We start from the raw sequence: 22,900 nt of genomic DNA, 5'->3' as shown, positions 1-22,900 counted from the left end.
TCATGCCGCACTCCCACTCTCCCAAGCGCCCGCCCGCCCGCAGCCACGCCCTGCTCATGGTCGTGCTGTGCCTGCTGCCCTTCGTGCTGCTCGCGCTCGTCCTCACGAGCGCCGTGACGATCAGCCCCTGGCTGGTGCTCGGGGCGCTCGCGCTGTGCTTCGCCGTCATGCTGTTCGTCGCGCACGAGCCGGACGAGGCGGCGGCCGAGGACCCGGCGCGGGCGGTGCCGGAGGAGGGGGGAGGCTTAGAACGCGGCGTACCGGAAGACCTCATCCTCCAGACGGTGGACGTCATCTACCCGCTGGCGGAGTATCGGGTGAAAGACCACTACGTCATCGAGGGGCCGCTCCTGATGCCGCCGGACGCGGCCTACGCCGAGCTCCGCCGGCGCTTCGACGCCAGCGACCTCGTGCCGCTCCTGCAGGAGAGCGATGCCGCCCACCCGCGCCTCGTGCTGGCCCCGGCCGGGGCGCTCCCGGCTCCCACCCAGCGCCAGAGCCGGGCGTGGCTCAACCTCGCCCTCCTCCTCGCCACTCTCGCGACGACGACGTGGGCCGGGGCCGCGCACCGGGGCGTCGACCTCCTCGCCGAGCCGGGCCGGTTCGCCGAGGGGCTGCCCTACGCCCTGGCGCTCCTCCTCATCCTGGGCGCGCACGAGCTCGGGCACTACTTCACCGCGCGCCGCCACGGCATCGCCGTCTCGCTCCCGTACTTCATCCCCATCCCGTTCGCACTGGGGACGTTCGGGGCCTTCATCAAGATGAAGTCGCTGGCCGCCGACCGCCGGCAGATGTTCGACGTGGCCGTGGCCGGACCGCTGGCGGGCCTCGTGATCGCCATTCCGGCGCTCCTCCTCGGCCTCCAGTATTCGGAGGTGGTAACGGGGCCTTCTGCGCCAGGAATGATGATGGGCGGGGCCGACGTGGGCTCGTCGGTGCTCTTCGCCTTCCTCGCGAAGGCGGCGCTCGGCGAGGCCATCCTCGAAGGGCACCGCCTCGTGCTCCACCCGGTCGCGTTTGCCGGCTGGCTGGGCCTCCTGGTGACGGCGCTCAACCTCGTCCCCGTCGGCCAACTCGACGGGGGGCACCTCGTCCACGCCCTGCTAGGGCACCGGACGGCCCGCATCGTGGGCGTCACCGCGCTGGGAGCGCTCGTCGTGCTGGGACTGTTCGTGTGGAGCGGGCTGCTCTTCTGGGCGCTCCTCATCTACCTCATCGCCGGCACCTCGGACGTACCCCCGCTCAACGACGTGAGCCGGGTGGGGCGCGGCCGTGTCGCGCTGGGAGCCGCCACCTTCGCGCTCCTCCTGTTAATCCTCCTGCCTGTGCCACACGCGCTCTACGAAGCCTTCGGCATCCACAGCCCCTATCTCTAGACCCGATCGGACCGATGTCCACCGCCGCCCCCCGTCCCACCGCTTCTGCCCACCGGCCCTTCACGCTCGTGCTGGCCGGCGGCGGTGCGCGGGGCTTCGCCCACGTCGGCGTGCTCCGCGCGCTCGAAGCCGACGGCTACCACCCGTCCGCGCTCGTGGGCGTCTCGATGGGCGCGGCCGTCAGCGTGGGCTACGGACTTCGCGAGGACTGGTACCCGGCGCTCCTGGCGATGGATACGGGGGCGTTCCCGGCCCCGATGCCTACGGCCGAGCAGCAGCGGGACTCGCTCCGCCTCAGGCTCCGGGCGCGTCGCCTCGGTGCCCGGTTCGCGTACCGGCTCCTGACGGGGTGGGGCATCGGCGTGCCCGCCCGCGAGGCGGGGCTCCGTGCCCTCCGCACGCTCACCCTCGGCCGAAACCTGGAGGACGCTCGCCTGCCCGTCGCCGTCAGCACCACCGACCTCCGTGGCGGGCGGCGCCACGTGATCCGGACGGGCGACGCGGCCGAGGCCGTCTACGCGAGCGTGGCCCTCGCCGGCGTGCTCCCGCCGCTCGAACGAGACGGCCTCCTGCTGGCCGACGGAGCCTACGCCGACCTCGCCCCCGTGGGCGTCGCCCGGGAGGTGGGCCACCCCGTGGTGATCGCCGTCGACCCGGGGCAGGCCCTCGCGAGCGCCGAGGTCCGCAACGGCCTCCAGGCGCTCCGGCGGGCCGTCGAGGTCTGCAACCTGAGCCACGCCGCCGCCGGCTTCGAGCAGGCCGACCTCGTGCTACGCCCTGCCTTCCGCCGCACCATCGACACGCTCGACTTCGGCGCCCGGCGCGAGTGCGTCGCGGCCGGTGCCCGCGTCGTCCGCGCCCACCGCACCGTCCTCGCGGCCCTCCTCGACCCCGAGGCCCCACCGCTTCCGGCAGACTCGCTCTCCACCCACCACTCCGTACCCCGACATGGACTGGCTCGCTGAAAACTGGTTCTTCGTACTCCTCTTCATCGCCTTCATCGCGATGCACCTGTTCGGCCACGGGCACGGCGGCCATAGCCACGGCGGACACGGCGCACACGACAGCATTCCGCCGCCCTCCGACGAGCCTACCAGGCACCGGCACTGACCCGCCTCTCCGTTCATCCGACCGAAACCGCCATGCTGAACCTCCGCCTCACCACCTGGGCCGCTGCCCTGTTCACCACGCTGAGCTACCTCCTCTGCATCGCCTACGGACTCGTCACGCCCGAGAGCGTCCACATGCACCAGTTCCTCGAGATCGTCCTCCCGGCGTTCGAGTGGATCGGCTTCGGCAGCTTCCTGCTGGGGCTGGTCGAGAGCTTCCTCTGGGGCGTCTACCTCGGGGGCGGGTTCGCCCTCGTCTACAACGCGCTCTACCGCCGTTGGGGGACCCCAGCCACGGGTGGCGCTGCCCGGTCGGCACAAAGCGGCCTCTACGATCTCTCGCGTTGAACACCTACGAGCTATGAACCCCGCGCACCCCTCCTCCGGTGGCTCCGCCGGCCACGGCCCCCCGGCCGTGACGGCCGGGAACGCCCGCGCCCTCAAGATTTCCGGCCTCCTCACCGGGGTCTACTTCGTCGTCGAGCTCGCCATCGGGCTCTGGACCGGGTCTGTGGCCGTCACGTCCGACGCCTTCCACACGTTCTCGGCCGTCGGCGGCGTGCTCGTCGCCCTCGTCGCAGGTCGGTACGCTGAGCGCCCGGCGACGGACCGGGCCTCCTACGGGCTCATCCGCGCCGAGATCGTCGGGGCGCTCTTCAACGGGCTCTTCCTCCTCGGCATGGCCGCGCTCGTGCTCTGGATGGGGGCGATGCGGCTGCGCGACCCGATGGAGGTCGAGACCGGGCCGATGCTGTGGGCGGCGGCGGGTGGCCTCGTGACCGAGGTCATCGCGCTCCGGCTCCTCTACGCCCGGCAGAAGGGGAACCTCAACATGCAGGGGGCCTTCTGGCACGTCATGCAGACGTTCGTGGGGAGCCTCCTCATCATCGTCGCCGCCCTGGTCATCCGGTTCACGGGCTTCCTCGCCATCGATCCGATCCTGGGGATGGGCTTCGGCGTCGTGCTCGTGTGGGCCTCGTGGGGGATCATCAAGGGCTCGCTCAAGATCCTGCTCCAGGCCGTCCCCGACGACCTCGACCTCGGGGCCATAAAGGACGCCGTCGAGGCGCTCCCGGGCGTGCGCGAGGCGCACCACCTCCACGCCTGGGCGCTCACGACCGGCAAGAACGTCGTCTCGCTGCACGCCCTCGTGGACCGAGGCGTCGAACGGCAGGCACTCCAGCGGCGCATCTTCGAGGTACTCCGGGACGACTTCGACGTCTACTTCTCGACGGTCCAACTCGAGACGGAGTGTCTGGAACGGGAAGAGGCGCGCGCCATCGACGCGACGTGGGCGACGGACGAGACTCCGGCCACGATGACGTCGGTGGCCGCCGCGCGCGGCTCCGGTTCGGTGTTGACCGGCCCTGACCGGCCCTCGGCGAATGGCTTCTACGCCCCGTCCCGGTAACCCCCTGATGCCACGTCATCTGCTCCTCCTCTTCCTCGCCCTCTTCCTCGCCATGATCGGATTCGGCCTCACGCTCCCGGTGCTGCCGGCGTTTGTCGAGCGGCTCACCCTCGGCCCGGCGGCGACGCAGGCGCGGGTGGCCCTTCACGTGGGGGCGCTCACGAGTGCATATGCGGTGACGCAGCTGGTGCTGGCCCCGCTGTGGGGATGGTGGTCAGACCGGCACGGCCGAAAGGCGCTCGTGATGCTCGGCCTCGTCGGGGTCGCCCTCTCGCAAGTGGCCTTCGGGCTGGGTACCTCGCTCGGACTCCTCTACGGGGCCCGCCTGGCCGGCGGTGCGTTCGCGGCGGCGCTCGTCGTGGCCGCCGGCGCGGCCATCGCCGACGCTGTCCCGGAGGGGGAGCGGGGCCGGGCGATGGCATGGCTGGGCACGGCCGTCAGCTTCGGCTTCGTCGCCGGACCCGCGCTCGGCGGGCTCCTGGCGCGCGAGGCATGGCACGTGGCCCTCACGTCGGGGCACCTCGTCTTCGACGGGTTCTCGATCCCCTTCTTCGTGGCGGCGGGCCTGACGCTGGCCGCGGTACCGCTGGTGGCCCGCTACCTCCCAGGCCAGTCGCTCCCGGCGCCGAGGCGCGCCGCCGCGCCGGAAGAGGTAGCCCGCGTGCCGGTGCGGTGGGGCCTGTTGGCCCGACGGCTCGGCGGCGTGCTCGCCCTCGTGCTCGTCGCCCAGGCCGCGCTCACGCTCTTCGAGGCCGTCTTCGCGCTCTACGCCGACCGCGTGCTTGGCTTCGGGCTGCGAGAGATCGGCGTCGCCTTCGCGCTGTGCGGGCTGGTGATGGCCGTGTTCCAGGGTGGGGCCGTCGGGTGGCTGAGCGGGCGGGTCCGGGTGCGGGTCCAGGTCGCGCTGGGCTTCGGGATGCTGGGCGTGGGGTTGTTGTTGCTACCCGTCCTCACTCGCGTCCCGGCCGTGCTCGCGGCCGTGAGCCTGCTGGCGCTCGGGGTTGCTTTCGTCACGCCGAACCTCCTCACGCTCGCCGCCGACCGCAGCGGCCCCCAGGCGGGCACGGGGCTCGGGCTGCTGGGCACCGCCGGCGGTCTGGGGCAGATCCTCGGCCCGCTCGTCGGGAGCCTCCTCTTCGCCTGGCAGGTGGACCTGCCCTTCCTGGCCGCCGGTGGGGTCGCCCTGGCCGTCGCCGCTGGGACCGTAGGCCTGCGCCACACTCCGCGCCCCGCACCCGTTCCAGTTCCCCTCCACTCCTCGCGCAACGGCTCATGAGGGCACCCTCCGACACCGCCAGCCCTCCACGAGGCGCTCTCATGCAGACCCCGCCTGCTCGGCCGGCCGATGGCGTGCGCGCCCCGTCGGCAGCCGTCATTGCGCCCAAAGGCGACGCGAGGGTGCCACGTCTCGCTCACAGCGGGGCCACGACCGCACGGAGCGCAGCGACCGATACCGAGCCCCGGTGCGGGAAGCACTCCGGGGTCGAGTGTGTGCCCTGGCCGACGGGCGGCACGAGCGACTACGCGCTCTTTACCGAGGGCGACGACCTATACGACGCCATGGTCGCGTCCATCCGAGGGGCCCGGCGAAGCGTAGACGTGGAGACCTACATCTACGCCGCCGACGAGGTGGGCTGGCGCATCGGCGAGGCCCTCGCCGCTCGAGCCCGCGCTGGCCTCCGCGTGCGCCTGATGGTGGACGCGGCGGGCTCGATGGGTTCGTTCTCGCGCGGCCTCGAGCGCTACCTGCGGCAACAGGGCGTGGTGGTCCGCCGCTTTCGCCGGTGGAGCTGGCGCCAGCCCTCCCGGTTCTACCGGCGCAATCACCGCAAGCTCCTCGTCGTCGACGGCCGCGAGGCGTACGTGGGCGGCTTCAACCTCCACCGCGAGAGCTCGAGGTCGGCGTTCGGGCCGGGGCGCTGGCGGGACACCCACATTCGGTTGCGCGGCGCTCTAGCCACGCGCGCGTCGGAGTTGTCCGAGGCGTTCTGGGCGGGCGAGCGCGGGGGCGCAGCCCCGACGGGCACCCAGGACGGAGACGCGCTCATCCCCAACCATTCCCGCATCTGCCGACATCAGGTCCACTGCCTGTACGACCGGCTCCTGCAGCGCGCCGAGCGGCGTCTCTTCGTCACGACCCCCTACTTCGTGCCGGACCGCCGCACTCAGAACGAGCTCGTGCGGGCCGCCCGGCGCGGCGTGGACGTGCGCCTGTTGCTCCCCGGAAAGAGCGACGTCCCGGTCGCGCGCTGGGCAGCGCGGGCCACCTACGGGACGCTGCTCTCGGCGGGCATTCGGGTCTTCGAATACCAGCCACGTGTGCTCCACGCCAAGACCGCCGTCGTCGACGGGGTGGCGGCGACGGTAGGCACGGCGAACCTGGACTACCGCAGCTTCTTCGTCAACTACGAGCTCAACCTCTTCTCCGCGAACCGGGGGCTATGCACGGCACTCGAAGAACAGTTCCGGAACGACCTGGGCGATGCGGTGGAGCTCACCGCTCCCGGCTGGTCGAGACGCCCATGGGGCGGGATGATCGCTGAGCTGGTCGGCTGGACCGCTCGGCGCTGGCTGTGACGGGCGGACGGACGGGTGATACTGCCATGAATACGCATTCGAATATGAGGACTAACAGCGCGAGATGTACGGTCACCAAGGATCGTTCGCCACCGGGTCATCAGTCCCGTCCAAGGCGGCCCCGCACCCGGTAGGGGAGGGGGCCGCGATCCCCGCCGCCACGCGGTTCACACACAGCCTGAGAAAACCAATGCCTACGATCGAAGAGCAAGCCACCCACGCGACGGGCACGGTCGAGTGGTTCGACGCCGTGCAAGGGGTCGGACTCATCTCCTCCGACGACGGTGCGCCTCCGTGCACGGTGCGCTCCGACACGCTCCGCGCGTGCGGCATCGACGCCCCGGCTGCCGGGGACCGGGTGCGGTTCCGGGTTCGCGACGACGACGGCGAGCGCGCGGCCACGGACCTGACCCTCCTCCGCGCCGTCGAGCGGTGGGAGAACGAGGGCGGAGCCATGCGCCCTACCGACCCTGAAGCGTAAACCCCTCGCCCCCCATTCTCATGCACGACGTCCCTTACGGCCTCACCCTCTGGCTCGGCGGCCTCCTCCTGCTCATCGTCGTCCTGGTCTACGTCGTGCCCTGGTGGAAAGCCCGCCGGAAGCGAGACGCGACGATGCCGACCGACGACCTCGGCACCGACGATCCGGCACGACCCGGCACCTGACCGCCACGTCCCCTGCCGCTCGAACAGCCCACCGGCCTGACTCACCGCACCCTGCATGTACCCCCGCATCAGCGACCTCTTCGACGACCTCCTCGGGGTAGACCTCGCGCTCCCGCTCTACTCGTTCGGGCTGATGGTCGCCCTCGCCCTCCTCACGGCGGCGTGGATGACGCGGCAGGAGCTCGACCGGATGTACCGCATCGGCCTCGTCGGCGCGGTCCGCGTTTCGGGCAAGGACGACAAGGGCCGCGTGCGGACGACGACGCAGAGCCCCTCGGCGCTCGTCTGGACCCTGATGCTGCTCGCGGGCGGCTTCGGCATCCTCGGGGCCAAGCTGTTCCACGTCGTCGACTACTGGGACGAGTTCGTGCAGGACCCGGCCGGGATGGTGTTCTCGACCTCGGGGCTGACGTTCTACGGCGGCCTCGTCGTGGCGACGATCGCCGTCGCGGTCTACGCCTACCGCAAGGGCGTCCGTGTACCCCGCCTCGCCGATGCCGCCGCGCCGGGCCTGCTGCTTGGCTACGGGATCGGCCGCGTCGGGTGCTACCTCGCCGGCGACGGCGACTGGGGCGTCTGCTCGTCGCTCGCCGACAAGCCCTCGTGGATCCCCGGCTTCCTCTGGAGCGAGACGTTCCCCCGCAACGTCGTCGGTCCGGGGCGGACGGCCGTGGACCCCGTCGCCTTCAACGTGCAGGTCCGGGGGGCCGAGTGCGCGCTCTCCGCCCCCGACGGCGTCTACCCGACGATGCTCTACGAGTTCGCGATGGCGGCGGCTCTCGCGGGCGTCCTGTGGCTCCTTCGGAAACACCCGTTCAAGGCCGGCTGGCTCTTCTCGCTCTACGCCGTGTTCGCCGGGGCCGAGCGCTTCCTGATCGAGGAGATCCGCGTCAACCCCGAGGCGGCCTTCGGGCTGCCGCAGTCGCAGATCATCTCGGTCCTGTTCGTCGTCGCCGGACTCGTCGGCCTCGCCGTGACGACGCGCCGAGGACCGGCCCTCGGAGGACCCGCTCCCGGTTCGGGAGGGGAACGCGCCGCCCCACTCAGGGAGGAGGTCGCCGACGCCTGACCCCGGCACTCCTTCCGGCCACGCCGAACGGTACCGAAACAGACTCTCCCCAAGACTCAATCCACCATGACTACCGATGAACAGACGGACACACGCCCCCTCACCGATGAGGAGGTCGGCCGCATCGACGCCTACTGGCGCGCGGCCAACTACCTCTCGGTAGGACAGATCTACCTCCTCGCCAATCCGCTCCTCCGCGAGCCGCTCACGCTGGAGCACGTCAAGCCGCGTCTGCTCGGCCACTGGGGCACCACGCCCGGGCTCAACTTCGTCTACGTCCACCTCAACCGCCTCATCCGCGAGCACGGCCCGAGCGTGCTCTACGTCACCGGGCCGGGGCACGGCGGCCCCGGCCTCGTCGCCAACACGTACCTCGAAGGGAGCTACACCGAGCACTACCCGGACATCACGCAGGACGCCGAGGGGATGCGGAGGCTGTTCCGGCAGTTCTCCTTCCCCGGCGGCATCCCGAGCCACACCTCGCCCGAGACGCCCGGCTCCATCAACGAGGGCGGCGAGCTCGGCTACTCGCTCGCCCACGCCTTCGGCGCCGTCTTCGACAACCCGGACCTCCTCGCCTGCTGCGTCGTCGGCGACGGCGAGGCCGAGACGGGGACGCTCGCCGGGTCCTGGCACTCGAACAAGTTCCTCAACCCGGTCCGCGACGGGGCCGTCCTCCCCGTCCTCCACCTGAACGGCTACAAGATCGCCGGGCCGACCGTGCTGGCGCGGATGCCGCGTGAGGAGCTGGAGGCCCTTTTCGTCGGCTATGGTTACGCGCCCATCTTCGTCGAGGGCGACGAGCCCGAGGCGATGCACCAGCGGATGGCCGCTGCCCTCGACCAAGCCTATGCCGAGATCCAGCGCATCCAGCAGGACGCACGAGAGAACGGCATCACGGAGCGTCCGCGCTGGCCCCTCATCGTGCTCCGCTCGCCGAAGGGGTGGACCGGGCCGGACGAGGTCGACGGCGTCCCCGTCGAGGGCACGTTCCGCTCGCACCAGGTGCCGCTGGCGGGGCTGGCCGAGAACCCGGAGCACCTCGCGATGCTGGAGGCGTGGCTGCGGAGCTACCGGCCCGAGGAGCTCTTCGACGCCGACGGCCGCCTCGTCTCCGAGCTGGCGGCCCTCGCTCCCGAGGGGGACCGACGCATGGGCTCGAACCCCCACGCCAACGGCGGCCTGCTCCTGAAGGACCTCCGGATGCCCGACTGGCGCGACTACGCCGTCGAGGTCCCCGCGCCCGGGGCCGTCATGGGCGAGGCGACGCGCGTGATGGGGCGGCTCCTCCGCGGCGTGATGGCGATGAACCCCGAGACGTTCCGCGTGGTCGGCCCGGACGAGACGGCCTCGAACCGGCTTTCGGCCCTCTTCGAGGTCACCGACCGGGCGTGGATGGGGCCGATCCTCGAGAGCGACGACCACCTCGCCCCCGACGGCCGCGTGATGGAGGTCCTGAGCGAGCAGCTCTGCCAGGGCTGGCTCGAGGGCTACCTCCTGACCGGCCGCCACGGCTTCTTCTCGTGCTACGAGGCCTTCATCCACATCGTCGACTCGATGTTCAACCAGCACGCTAAGTGGCTCGACGTCACGCGCGACATCCCGTGGCGGCGGCCGCTGGCCTCGCTCAACTACCTCCTCACATCGCACGTCTGGCGGCAGGACCACAACGGGTTCAGCCATCAGGACCCCGGCTTCCTCGACGTGGTGGTCAACAAGAAGGCCGAGGTCGTCCGAGTCTACCTCCCGCCCGACGCCAACACGCTCTTGTCAGTCACCGACCACTGCCTCCGGAGCCGCCACTACGTCAACGTCATCGTGGCCGGGAAGCAGCCCGAGCCGCAGTACCTCGACCTCGACGCGGCCATCAAGCACACCGCCGCCGGGATCGGGATCTGGGAGTGGGCGAGCAACGACCGCGACGCCGAGCCGGACGTGGTGATGGCCTGCTGCGGCGACGTCCCGACGCTGGAGACGCTGGCCGCCGTAGACCTCCTCCGCCGGCACCTCCCGGAGCTCCGCGTCCGCGTCGTCAACGTCGTCGACCTCATGCGGCTCCAGCCCGAGCGCGAGCACCCGCACGGGCTCTCCGACCGCGAGTTCGACGGGCTCTTCACGACCGACAAGCCCGTCCTCTTCGCCTTCCACGGCTACCCCTGGCTCATCCACCGGCTCACCTACAGCCGGACGAACCACCAGAACCTCCACGTCCGCGGCTTCAAGGAGGAGGGGAGCACGACGACCCCGTTCGACATGGTCGTCCGCAACGACCTCGACCGCTTCCACCTCGTGATGGACGTCGTGGACCGGGTGCCGGCCGTCGGGCCGCACGGCCCCCACGTGCGGCAGGCCATGCGCGACCGGCTCGTCGAGCACAAAGCCTACATCGCCCGGCACGGGCAGGACCTGCCCGAGGTCCGCGACTGGGTCTGGCCCCACGAGCCCGCCTCGCCGACGGGGATCCAGGGGGCTGAGCCATGACGACGCCCACCGACGCCGACCGGCTGCTCGACGCCCTCCAGGGCGACGCGCTCCGGTACTTCCTCGACGCGGCGCACCCGCACACCGGCCTCGTGGCGGACAGCACGATGCCCGGCACGGCGTGCAGCATCGCGGCCGTGGGCATGGCGCTCGGGGCGTACCCCATCGCCGTGGCACGCGGCCTGCTCGCCCGCGCCGAGGCGGCCGAGCGCACTCTCCGCGTCCTCCGCTCCTTCCGCGACGGTCCGCAGGGCGAGGCCCCCGACGCGACCGGGCACCGGGGCTTCTACTACCACTTCCTCGACATGGAGACCGGTCGCCGGGCGTGGGAGTCCGAGCTTTCGACCATCGACACGGCGCTCTTCCTGGCCGGAGCGCTGACGGCGGCGTCCTACTTCGACGGGGACGACGAGGACGAACGGGAGATCCGCGCGGTCGCCGACGCGCTCTACCGGCGAGTCGACTGGCTATGGGCGCTGAACGGGGGTCTCACGCTGACCCACGGATGGCGGCCGGAGTCGGGGTTCCTCCCGTACCGCTGGCAGGGGTACGACGAGGCCCTGATCCTCTACGTCCTCGCCCTCGGCTCGCCGACGCATCCGATCCAGGCCGAGAGCTATCGAGCGTGGACCCGGACGTACGCGTGGAAGTGCCTCTACGGGCACGAACTGCTCTACGCCGGCCCGCTCTTCATCCACCAGTACTCGCACCTCTGGATCGACTTCCGTGGAATCCAGGATGCGTACATGCGCGAGAAGGGGAGCGACTACTTCGAGAACTCCCGTCGCGCCACGCTCGTGCAGCGGGAGTACGCCGTCCGCAACCCCCTCGGCTTCGAAGGCTACTGCGACTGCTGCTGGGGGTTCACGGCCTGCCACGGCCCCGGTCCCACCACCCTCGTCGTGGACGGCGTCGAGCGGCGCTTCCTCGGGTACAGCGCCCGCGGCGCGCCCTACGGCCCCGACGACGGCACGATTGCGCCGTGGGCCGCCGCCACCTCGCTCCCCTTCGCCCCGGGGGTCGTGCTGCCCACGCTCCGCCGCTTCGAGGCGCTCCACGTCGGCGCGTCGAGCCCCTACGGGTTCGAGTCCGCCTTCAACCCCACGTTCCCCACGCGGGAGGGGGACCCGGCTGCCTGGACCTGCCCCTGGGCTTATGGCATCGACCAGGGCGCCCTCGCGCTGATGTTCGAGAACCACCGCACGGGGCTCGTTTGGGAGCGGGTGGGGCGCTCGCCCTACGTGCGCGAGGGGCTGCGCCGTGCCGGCTTCGACGGCGGGTGGCTGGAATCGGAGCCGGCTCCGCGAGCCCTCAGCCGGACGGCCTCATGAGCGGCCTCCTCACAGCGCCCCCGCCCGTGCGCCCGCCGTCGCGGCAGAAGCGGCTCCGCCAGATCGCGGGGGCGCTGGCCCGCCACGGGCTCGGCTGGCTTGTGCTCGACCTAGGGCTCGGCCGCTTCGCCCCGTTCCACCGCGGGGTGCTCCGCCACGAGGCGCGCGAGGCGCCCTACACCCGGCCCGAGCACCTCCGCCTCGCCCTCGAAGACCTCGGCGTCACGGCCGTCAAGCTGGGGCAGGTGCTGAGCACGCGGCCCGACCTCGTCCCGTCCGAAATCGCGGCGGAGCTGTCCCGTCTCCAGGACCACGCGCCGCCCGTGCCCTTCGAGGCCGTCCGCGCCGTCGTCGAGGCCGAGCTGGGGGAGCCGCTCGACGCCCTCTTCGCCGACTTCGACCCCGAGCCGCTGGCGGCGGCCTCCATCGGGCAGGTCCACGCGGCCACGCTCCCCGACGGCACGGCCGTCGTGGTGAAGGTGCAGCGGCCCGGCGTCGAGGCGCAGGCCGAGGCGGACCTCGTGCTCCTGGGCGACCTCGCGCGCGCGGCGGCCTCGCGTACGAGGTGGGGCCGCGACTACGACGTCCAGGGGTGGGTCCGTGAGTTCGGCTTCACGCTCCGCGCCGAGCTCGACTACGCCGCCGAGGCCCGTCACGCCGAGCAGGTCCGCCGCGACTTCGCCGACGAGCCGATGCTCCACGTCCCGGCCGTCTTCGCCGAGCGCTCCGCCCGGCGCGTGCTCACGATGGAGCGGCTCGACGGGATCAAGGTGGACGACGCCGCGGCCCTCGACGCCGCCGAGGTGGACCGCCGCGAGCTGGCCCGCACGGCCACCCGCGTCATGCTCCAGATGGTGCTCCGCAACGGGTTCTACCACGCCGACCCCCACCCCGGCAACGTCCTCGTCCTGCCCGGCGGCCGGATCGGGCTGCTCGACTTCGGGATGGTCGGCGCGCTCGACGCGGCCACGCGCCAGGCCCTGCTCCGCATCGTCCTCGCCCTGGCGGCTGAGGACACCGACCGCCTCGTCGACGAGCTGACAGCGCTGGGCGTGACGGGCGAGGCCGTCGCGCGCGGTCCGCTCAAGCAGGACCTCGAGCGGCTCCGCCGCCGCTACGCCACGCGCCCACTCAGGGAGATCGCCGCCGCCGAGGCCTTCCAGGAGATCATGGACGTGGCCCGCCGGCACCACCTCCGCCTTCCGGCCGAGCTCGTCCAGCTGGCGAAGGTGACCGCGATGGCCGAGGGCACCGCGCTCCGGCTCGATCCCGACTTCGAGATCCTCGCGTTCTCGCTCCCGTACGTCCGGCGGTTCTGGCTCCGCACGCTCTCACCGCGTGCCCAGGCCCGCCGCCTGAGCGGGTCGCTCGCGGACCTCGCCGACCTCGGCGAGACGCTCCCGCGCCAGCTCCGCCGCCTGAGTCGACGGCTCGAAGACGGCGCGCTGCCGCTCACCGTCACGACGGACCCCTCGCCGGAGACGCTGCAGCGGCTCGACCGGGCAGCCAACCGCGTTGCCGCCAGCGTGCTCGCCGCCGCCTTCGTCGTCGGGGGCAGCCTGCTCGCCCTCGCCTATCACCCGACGGGCGCGCACCCGGCCTTCGTGGCCGTGGCGGTCCTCGCCGTGCTCCTCGTCTTCGGCCTCGCCTGGGCGCTCTGGCGCCGCGGTCGGCTGTGATTTCCGTTCACCCTCATCAACCACCCCAATCACCGAGAGGAATTCCCATGACTGACTCACAGAACGTCCGCGTAGCCGTCAACGGCTACGGCGTCATCGGCAAGCGCGTTGCCGACGCCGTGGCGGCGCAGGACGACATGACCCTCGCCGGCGTCGCCGACGTGGCGACGGACTGGCGCGTCACCGTCGCCCGCGCAAAGGGCTACCCGCTCTACGGGGCCACGCCCGAGCACGTCCGCGCGATGGACGACGCCGGCCTCGACCCCGCCGGCACCCTCGACGATCTCCTCGACGACGCCGATATCGTCGTGGACTGCACGCCGAAGAAAGTGGCCGCGCAGAACGTCGAGCGCTACCGCGATCGCGGGATCAAGTTCATCGTGCAGGGCGGCGAGAAGCACGCCGTCACCGGGCACTCGTTCACCGCCGAGAACAACTACGACACCGCCCTCGGCCGCGACAGCACGCGCGTCGTCTCGTGCAACACGACCTCGACCGTCCGCACGCTCTCGGCGCTCAAGCGGGCCGGCCTCCTGAAGCGGGCGCGGGGGACGCTGCTCCGCCGCGCCACCGACCCGTGGGAGAGCCACCTCGGCGGCATCATGAACACGCTCGTCCCCGAGCCGGAGATTCCGAGCCACCAGGGTCCCGACGCCCAGACCGTCGACCCCGAGCTCGACGTGGTGACGATGGCCGTCAAAGTGCCCGAGACGCTCGCCCACCTCCACTACTGGACGGTCCAGCTCACGCGCGAGGCCTCGAAGGACGAGGTGCTCGACGCCTTCCGCACCTCGTCGCGCATCGCCTTCATCCGCATGGCCGACGGACTGACGGCGCTCAACACCGTCAAGGAGCTCATGGCCGACCTCGGCCGCCCGCACGACAACCTCTACGAAGTGGCGCTCTGGGAGGATATGCTGACGGTGCAGGGCGACGAGGCGTTTTACGCCTACATGGTCGACAACCAGGCCATCGTCATCCCCGAGACCATCGACGCCATCCGGGCCCTCGCGGAAATCGAGGGGGACGGGGCGGCATCCATCCGCAAGACCAACGCAGCCCTCGGCATTACCGCGCGGCTGGTGCCCGAGCCGGTCGCCGCGTGACCCGGCTCGGGCACCGGCCGGGGTGCCGCACATCGTCTGTTCTTCAACCTATTTGCTCTCATGGCCTACGTCGTCGCCGAGCCCTGCGTGGGCTGCACCTTCACCGACTGCGTCGAGGTCTGCCCCGTGGACTGCTTCTACGTCGGGCCGAACTTCATCGCCATCCACCCCGACGAGTGCATCGACTGCAACGCCTGCGTCCCGGCGTGCCCCGTCGAGGCGATCTACCCCGAGGACGAGCTGCCCGAGACGTGGGCGCACTACGCCGAGTGGAACGCCTACCTCGCGCCCCGCTGGCAGGCGCTCGGCCACAACCTCACCGAGAAGCGGCCCGGGTCGCCCCCGGCGTCGGACCTCTCGTGCGCTGATCGCCCCCGCTCCGAGGCCGACATCCTGACGTGGGATGACGACGTGCCGGACGAGCCGGCGTCCTGACCCCACCGAGAAAATCACCCCACGCTGAGATGGCCGCATGGGTTCTTGGATCGAACGCTGCGGTGGAACCCCGGCGTCTCCCGACCCCCCCACCTTTCCCAACCCTCCCATGACACGCTCCCTCCTCATCCCCACCCTCGCCCTCCTCGTCCTCGGCGCAGCGGGCTGGGCCTCCGATTCTTTCACTTTTGACCGCAGCGGCCAGATCTGGGTCGAGGGCACCTCGTCGATCCGCGACTGGGACTGCCAGGTCGGGCAGTTCGCCGGCACGCTCGACGCCGACGTGGAAGGCACCGACCTGACCTCGCTCGGCGGCACGATCGTGACGATCCCGGTGCAGAGCATCGACTGCGGCAACGGCACGATGAACCGCCATCTGCGCGACGCGCTCGGCCAGACGCCGATCCGCTACACGCTCACGAGCGCGACGCTCGGTGCACCGGAGGCCGACGGGTGGACCACGATCCGCACGACCGGCCGGCTCACGATCTCTGGAACCATAGGTCCCGCGCAGATGACCGTCAAGGGCAAGGCACTGGACGACGGCCGCTTCCGCTTCACCGGCCAGCACACCCTCCTGATGACGGATTTCGGCATCGACCCGCCGACCGTCCTCCTCGGCACGCTCAAGACCCGAGACGAGGTCACGGTCTACTTCGACGTCACCGTCAGTCCCCTCGGCTCGAACTAAGCAGGCCTTGCTTCCAGCTTCCGACTCGATCCGTCCTCATCACCCATGACCCTCACCCCCATGACACGCCACTGGACTCTTCTCCTCTCGCTCTTGCTCCTTTCGGGGAGCGCCTTTGCGCAGCCGGCCACGGACCTGCGCTACACCAACGACTTGCAGTACTACCGCCCGCCGGGCCAGGCGGGCCTCAACGTGTTCGAGGTTCCCAAGCAGGCCTACACGTCACGCGGCGGCATCGAGGTCGGCGTGCCGTTTGACGGCCTCAAAGTCCACGTCGGCGGCGACTTCGCCATCCAGTTCCAGGGCCTGAGCCAGTCGAACGATTCGCTAAACCTCGTCGACCTCGCGCCCAACTTCGCGCTGCCGACGGCGAACCTCAACCTCGACGTCCAGATCGCCGATGGGATGCGGATGCACCTCCGCACCTACCTCTCCTCACGCAACCACACCGAGGCCTACGTCAAAGGGGGCTACTTCCAGGTCGACAACCTCGACTTCCTCAAGGAGGACTTCCTCTCGGGCGTGATGGACGTCGCACGGTTCCGCTTCGGCATGGACGAGATCAACTACGGCGATACCCACTTCCGCCGCTCCGACAATGCCGCCGTGATGTACAACCCGTTCGTCGGCAACTACCTCATGGACTCCTTCACCACGGAGCCGTTCGCGGAAGTGACCGTGCTGAAGGACGGATTCATCGGCGTCGCTGGCCTCTCGAACGGTCGCCTCAACCAGAGCCCGGTCTCGGGGGACAACGGCGTCGCGGTATACGGCAAGCTGGGCTACGACAGCCAGGTCAGCGACCTGCTCCGCGCCCGCCTGACAGGGTCCGTGTACCACAGCACGGCGGACGGCACGCGCGATTACCTCTACGGCGGCGACCGCGCCGGCGCCCGGTACTACAACATCCTCCAGCTCGCGGGCGAAGACCCTAACAACTTCCTGCCCCGCTTCAACCCCAGCTTCCCGTACCAGACGGCGTTCCAGATCAACCCGTTCGTGCAGTACGACGTGGCGGACAACGTGGGCGTCGAGTTCTTCGGCGTGTTCGAGCGGAGCATGGGCGGGGGCGAGGTCGAGCTGGCCTCGGGTATGGTCAACCGCGGCGCGTTCACGCAACTCGGCGGCGAGCTGCTCGTCCGGTTCGGCCCGGAGCGCGACTTCTACGTCGGCGGCCGGTACAACACCGTCAACGGTGAGCGGGTCGAAGACGGGCCGAAGCAGGAGATCAGGCGGTTCAACGTGGGCGGCGGCTGGTTCCTCACGAACAACGTCCTCGCGAAGGTCGAGTACGTGAACCAGTCCTACGACGGCGAGGCCTACATCAGCAACGCCCAGTTCGAGGGGGCCGAGTTCAGCGGAGTCGTCGTCGAGGCCGCCATCAGCTTCTGACCCTCCGCACTCGTAGCGCCATCACCTGTCCGCGAAAGCCACCCCATGAGCCTTCGACGCCTGCTCCCTATCGTGCGGACAGCCCTCGCGCAGCTCCGCGCCTACCGCCGCTTCGTCCGGCTGAGCCCGGAGGAGCGGGCCGCACGGCTCGACGTGCCCGAGCGGTTCGTGGCCGCGCTGCTCGACCTGGGACCGACGTTCGTCAAGCTCGGCCAGGTCCTCAGCACCCGGCCCGACGTGCTCCCCGCCGAGTACGTCGTCGCGCTCGAAGTGCTCCAGGAGCGCGTGCCACAGTTCCCCTTCGCCGAGGTCCGCACCGTCGTCGAGCGCGAGCTCGGCCGCAGCGTGGAGACGGCGTTCCGCTCGTTCGATCCCGAACCCGTGGCGTCGGCCTCGCTGGCGCAGGTCCACTTCGCCGTCCTTCCGGGCGGCGAGCGCGTCGCCGTCAAGGTGCAGCGCCCCGGCATCCGCGAGCGGATGCGCACCGACATGACCGTGCTCGGCCGTCTCGTCGGGTGGCTCGCCCGGCTCTCGCCACGCCGCGCGCAGCGGGCGAACCTCGTGGAGTTCTTTTCCGAGTTCCGGCGCTACACGCTCCGCGAACTCGACTTCGCCGAGGAGGGCCGCACGATGGACCGCTTCCGGCGCAACTTCGCCGGGTGGGAGGGGCTCATGATCCCGGAGGTGTTCTGGGACTACACCGCCCCCGGCGTCCTGACGATGGAGCGAGCCGAGGGGCTCCGGCTGAAGGACGCCACCGAGCGCCTCACCCCGTCGGTACGCGAGCGGCTCGTCGAGCGGCTCATCGCCGTGCAGATGCAGATGTTCGTCACCGACGGCCTCTTCCACGCCGACCTCCACCCCGGCAACGTCTTCTTCGGCGAGGACGGCACGATCACGCTCCTCGACTTCGGGATGGTCGGGGCGCTGAGCGAGGCCGAGCGCGACCACTTCGTCCTCTACTGGCTCGCCGTCGTCCAGCGACAGACGCGGCGGGCGTTCTACCACTTCACGCGGCAGACGCGCCCGCTGCCCGGCGCCGACGAGGCCGCCTTCTTCGCCGACTTCGAGCGGCTCGCCGAGCGGTTCTACCGCTCCGTCCTTTCCGAGACGACGATCACGCAGGTCTACCTGGAGATGATCGCCAGCGGCTACCGCCACGGATTCGTCTTCCCGAGCAGCCTCCTCCTCCACGCCAAGGCCATCACGACGGCCGAGGCGCTCACGTTCACCCTCGCGCCGGACCTCCACTTCGACCGGGTTACGCGGCCCGTCATCGGGCGGGCCTTCGCCCGGCGCGCCACCGATGCACGGCGGCTCCGGCACCACGCCGGGCAGCTCCTCCCCGAACTCCTGCTGACGGGCGAGATCCTGCCCCCCGATGCTCGCGACCCGTTCCGCGAAGAGGTCGAGGGCGGTCCGCTGTGGGGCGAAATGCTCGACGGGCTGCTAGCCCGCCTTCGAGAGGTCGAACAGGGGGCCGGCCTCCTCCGCGCCGTCGTGGACCCGAGCGCGCGGACGGTGCTCCGCCGCCGCCACGCAGATGCCGAGGTCGAGGCGCTTCTCGACGCGGGGTGGCGGCGCTATGGCGAGATCGAGCCGGACATCCCTGTGCTAGACCAGATCGGCCCCACGTTCATCCTCCACCTGGCCGGGGCCGTGCGGGCGATGAACCAGGCCCTCGTGGCGGCGGGGCACAGCCCGGAGGAGGCGCGGGAGCTCATCTACGAGATCGGCTGGCTCGTCTACACCCGGATGGGGGAGGGGCCGTTCCTCGTCGCGAGCGCGTTCACGGACGACCCCCGCAAGAAGATGGAGGTCGCCACGCGGCTCTTCCGCGGCTTCCCCTTCGGCCCGCCCGCCTACCAGTGGCGCGACGTAGAGGGGGGAGAGCACCCCGCTGGTGCGGGGCAGGCTGTCGTCGCGTTCGACTGCCTGCGGTGCCCGGTGGCCGAGTACTTCCTGCGGCACGGCGAGGGCGACCTCTGCTACGCCACCTTCTGCCGGCTCGACTTCCCGCTGGCCGAGCAGTGGGGCGGGCGGCTCGAACGCACCGGCACCCTCGCCATCGGCGCTCCGGTGTGCGACTTCCGGTGGGTGCTGGACACGATGCCCCGCCAGTGACGACCTCTTCCGCCCCTTCTTCGCTTCTTGATGCGGGAAACGAGATGCGGGCTCCAACCTTAAGGAGAACTAAGGTAAGGAGCGGGATCGGCTGCCGATACCATTGGTACCTTGGTCTCCGTGATGCCATACACGCCGCTCACATACCGCCTCGTTCCTGCGCTGCTCGCCCTCGCACTCGTGCTGACGAGCGCGGGGCCGCTGCTGAATCACCTCTGCATGGGGGACGCTCAGCACGCGGCGATGATGGAAGCGGCCGTGACGGAGCAGGCGCACCCCTGCTGCGGGGACCACTGCCCCGGTCACCCCGAGTCCCCTTCCGAGGAGTCTCCCGCCGGCGACGCCTGCTGCGTGGTCGCCCCGGCCGTGCCCGCTGAGAGCGCTGCCGTCGTCGCCCCAGCGGCACCCCGTGCAGACGCAGCGCTGGTCGCCGTCGTCGCCACGCTCTGGGCGGAGGTCGTGGAAGCCCCGCCCGCCCGGCCCGCTCTGGCCGACACCGGAGGGCCACCTCTGCCCGTCCGGTCTCACCTCGCGCTCTCGGTCCTGCTGATCTGATCGGCCCCGGTACTCCGGCAGTCGGTGCACACGCGCCGCTGCCGCCCGTCCTGTGGCCTTCTCTTTCAGATCATTAGCATCATGGCTCTACCTCGCGCAGCACGCTCGGCGCTGCTGGCCTGCGCCCTCACCCTCGGCACCGCCTTCTCCGGCGACGCCCGGGCCCAGGCCCCCGACACCACCACGCTCCGCTTGGGCGACCTCCTCGCCGAGGTCGCCGAGGCGAACCCCACGCTCCGCGCCGCCCGGCTCGAAGCCGCCGCCCGCGCCCAGACCGGCGCTCAGGTCGGCGCGCTCCCGGACCCGACCGTTTCGGTGACGGCGTTCCCGTACCCGCTCGTGACCGCGCTCGGCGCGCAGCGGACGCAGTGGCGCGTCGAGCAGATGATGCCGTGGCCCGGCACGCTCCCCCTCCGCGAACGCGCGGCCGACCTCTCCGCCGAGGTCGCGGGGTACGAGGCCGACGCGCTCGCGCTCGACCTCGCGCTCCAGGTCAAGCGCGCCTACTACGCGCTCTACCAGCTCCAGCGCACCGACGCCCTCATCCGCACCTTCCGCGAGCGCCTCGACGCGTTCACCGAGGCCGCCGCCGTCCGCTACGAGGTGGGCCGTGGGCCGCAGGGGGCCGTGCTCCAGGTGGGGCTCGAAGAGGAGCGGCTGGGGGCTCGCCTCCTCGACCTCGACGCCCGGCGCGAGGCCGCGCTCCAGACGCTCGCCCGCCTCACCGACCGCCCCGGCCTCGTTTTCGCCGACGCCGTCGTGCTCGCGCCCCCGCCGCTGCCGAGCGCCGAGACCGCCCTCGCCGACGTCGCCCTCCGGCTCCGCCCCGAGGTCCAGGCCCTCGACGCGGCGGCCGAGCAGGCCGAGGCTGACGTGGCCCTCGCCCGGAAGGCTTTCTACCCCGACCTCGGCGTCGGCGTCACGTACTTCGACGTGACGGAGCGTGCCATGCCGCCGACGGCCGACGGCACCGACGCGCTCGCGGTCATGCTCTCGGCGAAGATCCCCCTCCAGCGGGGGCGCCTGAGGGCCCGGCTCGACCAGGCCCGCCTCCGCGCCGCCCAGGTCGAGGCCCGGCAGGACGCCCTCGAGACGGCCATCACGACCGAGCTCGCCGACGTCGCCTACGCTGCGCGCCGCGAGGCCGAGACGCTCGCGCTCTTCCGCGACCGCCTCCTCCCACAGGCCCAGGCCACCGTCGAGAGCGTGCTCGCCGCCTACACCACCGGCGAGGCCGACTACGTCGCCTTCCTCGACGCCGAGCGCTCCCGCTTCCAGGTCCAGCTCGGGCTCGAAGAAGCCCTCGGCCGCTACCTCGACGCCACGGCCCGGCTGGAGCGCGCCCTCGGTGGGACCGCGCTCCTCGACCTCGCCGAAGGCACCACGAATGCCCCCGCCCTCCCCGAAGACCCCCGACTCCGATGAAGACGCAGACTCCCACGCCGCCCGTGGCTCCGCCCGAGCGCTCTCCTTACGACAAACCCGAATCGCCGCGCTCGCGCCGCAAGGGCCTCATCACCATGGGCGCGCTCGTCGTGCTCCTCATTGCCGTCGGGCTCGCGTGGACCCTCTTCAAGGGCAACGCCAGCGACGCCGTCGGCGAAGCTCCGCCCGCTGCAGCGCCCGGCGACGCGGCCGGCGAAGCGGCGGCCTCGGCGGGCGGCCTCGCGGCCAAAGACCTCGACGGCGACGGGATCGTCTACCAGTCGGGGATGCACCCGTGGATCGTCGAGGACGAGCCGGGGCAGTGCCCCATCTGCGGGATGGACCTCCAGCCCGTCTCGGTCAGCGGGGCGGAGGAGGGCACCGTCCAGATCGACCCCGTGACGATGCAGAACATCGGCGTGCGGACGACGCCCGTCGAGGTCCAGACGATCAGCCGCGACCTCCGCACGACGGGCGTATTCGAAGCGAGCGACCGCGCCCGCGAGGCCGTCAGCCTCAAGATCGGAGGCTGGGTCGAGGAGCTCTACGTCGACGCCGAGGGCGACCGCGTCCGGGCGGGGCAGCCGCTCCTCGCGCTCTACAGCCCCCAGCTCGTCTCGACGCAGGAGGAGTACCTCCTCGCCCTCCGCAGCCGCGAGCTCATGGGCAGCGACGGCGACCGCGTCGTTGAGGCGGCCCGCCGGCGGCTCCTCCTCTTCGACATCAGCCCGGCGCAGATCGAACGGCTCGGATCGACGGGCGAGGTCACGCGGACGCTCACGATCTACGCGCCCGCGAGCGGCACCGTTACGGAGAAGCGCGTCGTAGAGGGGATGCAGGCCATGCCGGGCATGACGCTCATGGAGATCGTCGACCTCAGCGGGCTCTGGCTCCAGGTGGACGTGCCGGAGCAGGACCTCGGCTGGGTCGATGTCGGCACGCGCGCCGTCGTCCGGCTCGAGAGCCAACCCGGCGCCGAGCTGACGGGCCGCGTGGAGTACGTCTACGACACGCTCGACCCGGCGACGCGCACGGGCACGGCTCGCGTGGCGGTCCCGAACCCCGGCCGCCGCATTAAGCCGGGGATGTACGCCACGGCTTCGCTCTTCGGCGCACCGAGTGAAGCGCGCCCGACCGTCCCGAGCGAGGCCGTGGTCCGCACCGGCGAGGAGGCCGTGGTGATCCTCGCCCTCGGCGAGGGCCGGTTCCGTCCGCAGCCGGTCACCCTCGGCGAGGAAGGGGAGGGTGCCGTCCAGATCCTCGCCGGGCTCGACGGCACCGAGCGCGTCGTCACGAGCGCACAGTTCCTCATCGACTCCGAGGCCCGGCTCGCCGCCTCGATCGGCGCGATGGCCGGCGGCACCGCTGACGGCGGCACCGACGCCGGGAGCGCCCCCGACCCGATGGGCGAGGTCGACCACAGCCAGATGAACCACTGACGCGGCTCCCGACGGAACGACGGACCACCATGCG

Annotated in this window: 21 protein-coding genes; all 21 read left to right on the top strand. The window is 71.3% G+C overall.

What is annotated here, in order from left to right; genetic code table 11:
* The first annotated feature begins 2 nt into the window (after positions 1–2).
* The 21 genes from ABJF88_11910 (at position 3) to ABJF88_11810 (ending at position 22,866) form a co-directional block, all read left to right on the top strand.
* Positions 3–1,376, top strand: a complete 1,374-nt coding sequence (locus ABJF88_11910; GenBank protein ID MEP0547630.1) for a site-2 protease family protein — start codon at positions 3–5, stop codon at positions 1,374–1,376.
* Positions 1,377–1,390: 14 nt separating this feature from the next.
* On the top strand, positions 1,391–2,341 hold the full coding sequence (locus tag ABJF88_11905) for a patatin-like phospholipase family protein (protein ID MEP0547629.1): 951 nt from the start codon (positions 1,391–1,393) through the stop codon (positions 2,339–2,341).
* Positions 2,325–2,486 (top strand): DUF2933 domain-containing protein, encoded by a 162-nt coding sequence (locus tag ABJF88_11900; protein ID MEP0547628.1) that lies wholly within the window; start codon positions 2,325–2,327, stop codon positions 2,484–2,486. The genes ABJF88_11905 and ABJF88_11900 overlap by 17 nt, the downstream gene beginning before the upstream one ends.
* Positions 2,487–2,518: 32 nt before the next feature.
* Positions 2,519–2,833 carry a DUF5676 family membrane protein gene (locus ABJF88_11895; GenBank protein MEP0547627.1) on the top strand — a complete coding sequence of 105 codons (315 nt, stop codon included), beginning with the start codon at positions 2,519–2,521 and terminating at the stop codon, positions 2,831–2,833.
* A 13-nt stretch (positions 2,834–2,846) separates the two neighbouring features.
* Positions 2,847–3,896, top strand: a complete 1,050-nt coding sequence (locus tag ABJF88_11890; protein ID MEP0547626.1) for a cation diffusion facilitator family transporter — start codon at positions 2,847–2,849, stop codon at positions 3,894–3,896.
* 7 nt (positions 3,897–3,903) lie between these two features.
* Positions 3,904–5,172, top strand: coding sequence for an MFS transporter (locus ABJF88_11885; GenBank protein ID MEP0547625.1), 1,269 nt, complete (start codon positions 3,904–3,906; stop codon positions 5,170–5,172).
* Between the two features lie 215 nt (positions 5,173–5,387).
* Positions 5,388–6,473 (top strand): phospholipase D-like domain-containing protein, encoded by a 1,086-nt coding sequence (locus tag ABJF88_11880; protein MEP0547624.1) that lies wholly within the window; start codon positions 5,388–5,390, stop codon positions 6,471–6,473.
* Positions 6,474–6,663: 190 nt separating this feature from the next.
* Positions 6,664–6,954, top strand: a complete 291-nt coding sequence (locus ABJF88_11875; protein MEP0547623.1) for a cold shock domain-containing protein — start codon at positions 6,664–6,666, stop codon at positions 6,952–6,954.
* Between the two features lie 20 nt (positions 6,955–6,974).
* Positions 6,975–7,139: a hypothetical protein gene (locus ABJF88_11870; GenBank protein ID MEP0547622.1), complete on the top strand. Its 165-nt coding sequence runs from the start codon at positions 6,975–6,977 to the stop codon at positions 7,137–7,139.
* A gap of 55 nt (positions 7,140–7,194) precedes the next feature.
* The gene (locus ABJF88_11865; GenBank protein ID MEP0547621.1) at positions 7,195–8,208 is read left to right on the top strand and encodes a prolipoprotein diacylglyceryl transferase family protein; all 1,014 of its coding nucleotides are present in this window, start codon (positions 7,195–7,197) and stop codon (positions 8,206–8,208) included.
* A 66-nt stretch (positions 8,209–8,274) separates the two neighbouring features.
* Positions 8,275–10,689: a phosphoketolase family protein gene (locus ABJF88_11860; protein MEP0547620.1), complete on the top strand. Its 2,415-nt coding sequence runs from the start codon at positions 8,275–8,277 to the stop codon at positions 10,687–10,689.
* Entirely contained in the window at positions 10,686–12,020 is a 1,335-nt protein-coding gene (locus ABJF88_11855) for a glucoamylase family protein (GenBank protein ID MEP0547619.1), read from the top strand. Before ABJF88_11860 ends, ABJF88_11855 begins: the two co-directional genes overlap by 4 nt.
* Positions 12,017–13,699, top strand: a complete 1,683-nt coding sequence (locus tag ABJF88_11850) for an AarF/ABC1/UbiB kinase family protein (protein MEP0547618.1) — start codon at positions 12,017–12,019, stop codon at positions 13,697–13,699. Before ABJF88_11855 ends, ABJF88_11850 begins: the two co-directional genes overlap by 4 nt.
* 47 nt (positions 13,700–13,746) lie before the next feature.
* Positions 13,747–14,805 carry a type II glyceraldehyde-3-phosphate dehydrogenase gene (locus tag ABJF88_11845; protein MEP0547617.1) on the top strand — a complete coding sequence of 353 codons (1,059 nt, stop codon included), beginning with the start codon at positions 13,747–13,749 and terminating at the stop codon, positions 14,803–14,805.
* Positions 14,806–14,865: 60 nt separating this feature from the next.
* On the top strand, positions 14,866–15,240 hold the full coding sequence (locus tag ABJF88_11840) for a ferredoxin family protein (protein MEP0547616.1): 375 nt from the start codon (positions 14,866–14,868) through the stop codon (positions 15,238–15,240).
* 109 nt (positions 15,241–15,349) lie between these two features.
* Positions 15,350–15,931, top strand: a complete 582-nt coding sequence (locus tag ABJF88_11835) for a YceI family protein (GenBank protein ID MEP0547615.1) — start codon at positions 15,350–15,352, stop codon at positions 15,929–15,931.
* A 45-nt stretch (positions 15,932–15,976) separates the two neighbouring features.
* Positions 15,977–17,323 carry a hypothetical protein gene (locus tag ABJF88_11830; GenBank protein MEP0547614.1) on the top strand — a complete coding sequence of 449 codons (1,347 nt, stop codon included), beginning with the start codon at positions 15,977–15,979 and terminating at the stop codon, positions 17,321–17,323.
* Positions 17,324–17,368: 45 nt separating this feature from the next.
* On the top strand, positions 17,369–19,447 hold the full coding sequence (locus ABJF88_11825; protein MEP0547613.1) for an AarF/UbiB family protein: 2,079 nt from the start codon (positions 17,369–17,371) through the stop codon (positions 19,445–19,447).
* Between the two features lie 123 nt (positions 19,448–19,570).
* Complete coding sequence (locus tag ABJF88_11820; GenBank protein ID MEP0547612.1) at positions 19,571–20,002, top strand: hypothetical protein; 432 nt, start codon at positions 19,571–19,573, stop codon at positions 20,000–20,002.
* Positions 20,003–20,083: 81 nt separating this feature from the next.
* Positions 20,084–21,427 carry a TolC family protein gene (locus ABJF88_11815; protein MEP0547611.1) on the top strand — a complete coding sequence of 448 codons (1,344 nt, stop codon included), beginning with the start codon at positions 20,084–20,086 and terminating at the stop codon, positions 21,425–21,427.
* Positions 21,424–22,866 carry an efflux RND transporter periplasmic adaptor subunit gene (locus ABJF88_11810; protein MEP0547610.1) on the top strand — a complete coding sequence of 481 codons (1,443 nt, stop codon included), beginning with the start codon at positions 21,424–21,426 and terminating at the stop codon, positions 22,864–22,866. The genes ABJF88_11815 and ABJF88_11810 overlap by 4 nt, the downstream gene beginning before the upstream one ends.
* The last annotated feature ends 34 nt before the right edge of the window (positions 22,867–22,900 follow it).

The sequence above is a fragment of the Rhodothermales bacterium genome, assembly GCA_039944855.1.
Taxonomy (GTDB): domain Bacteria; phylum Bacteroidota; class Rhodothermia; order Rhodothermales; family JANQRZ01; genus JBBSMX01.
This window is presented reverse-complemented; position numbering and strand designations above follow the sequence as displayed.

Bases quoted from the DNA above. Each gene is read 5' to 3' on its own strand.
- ABJF88_11910 (MEP0547630.1), top strand. From the start codon at position 3: ATGCCGCACTCCCACTCTCCCAAGCGCCCGCCCGCCCGCAGCCACGCC.
- ABJF88_11905 (MEP0547629.1), top strand. From the start codon at position 1,391: ATGTCCACCGCCGCCCCCCGTCCCACCGCTTCTGCCCACCGGCCCTTC.
- ABJF88_11900 (MEP0547628.1), top strand. From the start codon at position 2,325: ATGGACTGGCTCGCTGAAAACTGGTTCTTCGTACTCCTCTTCATCGCC.
- ABJF88_11895 (MEP0547627.1), top strand. From the start codon at position 2,519: ATGCTGAACCTCCGCCTCACCACCTGGGCCGCTGCCCTGTTCACCACG.
- ABJF88_11890 (MEP0547626.1), top strand. From the start codon at position 2,847: ATGAACCCCGCGCACCCCTCCTCCGGTGGCTCCGCCGGCCACGGCCCC.
- ABJF88_11885 (MEP0547625.1), top strand. From the start codon at position 3,904: ATGCCACGTCATCTGCTCCTCCTCTTCCTCGCCCTCTTCCTCGCCATG.
- ABJF88_11875 (MEP0547623.1), top strand. From the start codon at position 6,664: ATGCCTACGATCGAAGAGCAAGCCACCCACGCGACGGGCACGGTCGAG.
- ABJF88_11870 (MEP0547622.1), top strand. From the start codon at position 6,975: ATGCACGACGTCCCTTACGGCCTCACCCTCTGGCTCGGCGGCCTCCTC.
- ABJF88_11865 (MEP0547621.1), top strand. From the start codon at position 7,195: ATGTACCCCCGCATCAGCGACCTCTTCGACGACCTCCTCGGGGTAGAC.
- ABJF88_11860 (MEP0547620.1), top strand. From the start codon at position 8,275: ATGACTACCGATGAACAGACGGACACACGCCCCCTCACCGATGAGGAG.
- ABJF88_11855 (MEP0547619.1), top strand. From the start codon at position 10,686: ATGACGACGCCCACCGACGCCGACCGGCTGCTCGACGCCCTCCAGGGC.
- ABJF88_11850 (MEP0547618.1), top strand. From the start codon at position 12,017: ATGAGCGGCCTCCTCACAGCGCCCCCGCCCGTGCGCCCGCCGTCGCGG.
- ABJF88_11845 (MEP0547617.1), top strand. From the start codon at position 13,747: ATGACTGACTCACAGAACGTCCGCGTAGCCGTCAACGGCTACGGCGTC.
- ABJF88_11840 (MEP0547616.1), top strand. From the start codon at position 14,866: ATGGCCTACGTCGTCGCCGAGCCCTGCGTGGGCTGCACCTTCACCGAC.
- ABJF88_11835 (MEP0547615.1), top strand. From the start codon at position 15,350: ATGACACGCTCCCTCCTCATCCCCACCCTCGCCCTCCTCGTCCTCGGC.
- ABJF88_11830 (MEP0547614.1), top strand. From the start codon at position 15,977: ATGACCCTCACCCCCATGACACGCCACTGGACTCTTCTCCTCTCGCTC.
- ABJF88_11825 (MEP0547613.1), top strand. From the start codon at position 17,369: ATGAGCCTTCGACGCCTGCTCCCTATCGTGCGGACAGCCCTCGCGCAG.
- ABJF88_11820 (MEP0547612.1), top strand. From the start codon at position 19,571: ATGCCATACACGCCGCTCACATACCGCCTCGTTCCTGCGCTGCTCGCC.
- ABJF88_11815 (MEP0547611.1), top strand. From the start codon at position 20,084: ATGGCTCTACCTCGCGCAGCACGCTCGGCGCTGCTGGCCTGCGCCCTC.
- ABJF88_11810 (MEP0547610.1), top strand. From the start codon at position 21,424: ATGAAGACGCAGACTCCCACGCCGCCCGTGGCTCCGCCCGAGCGCTCT.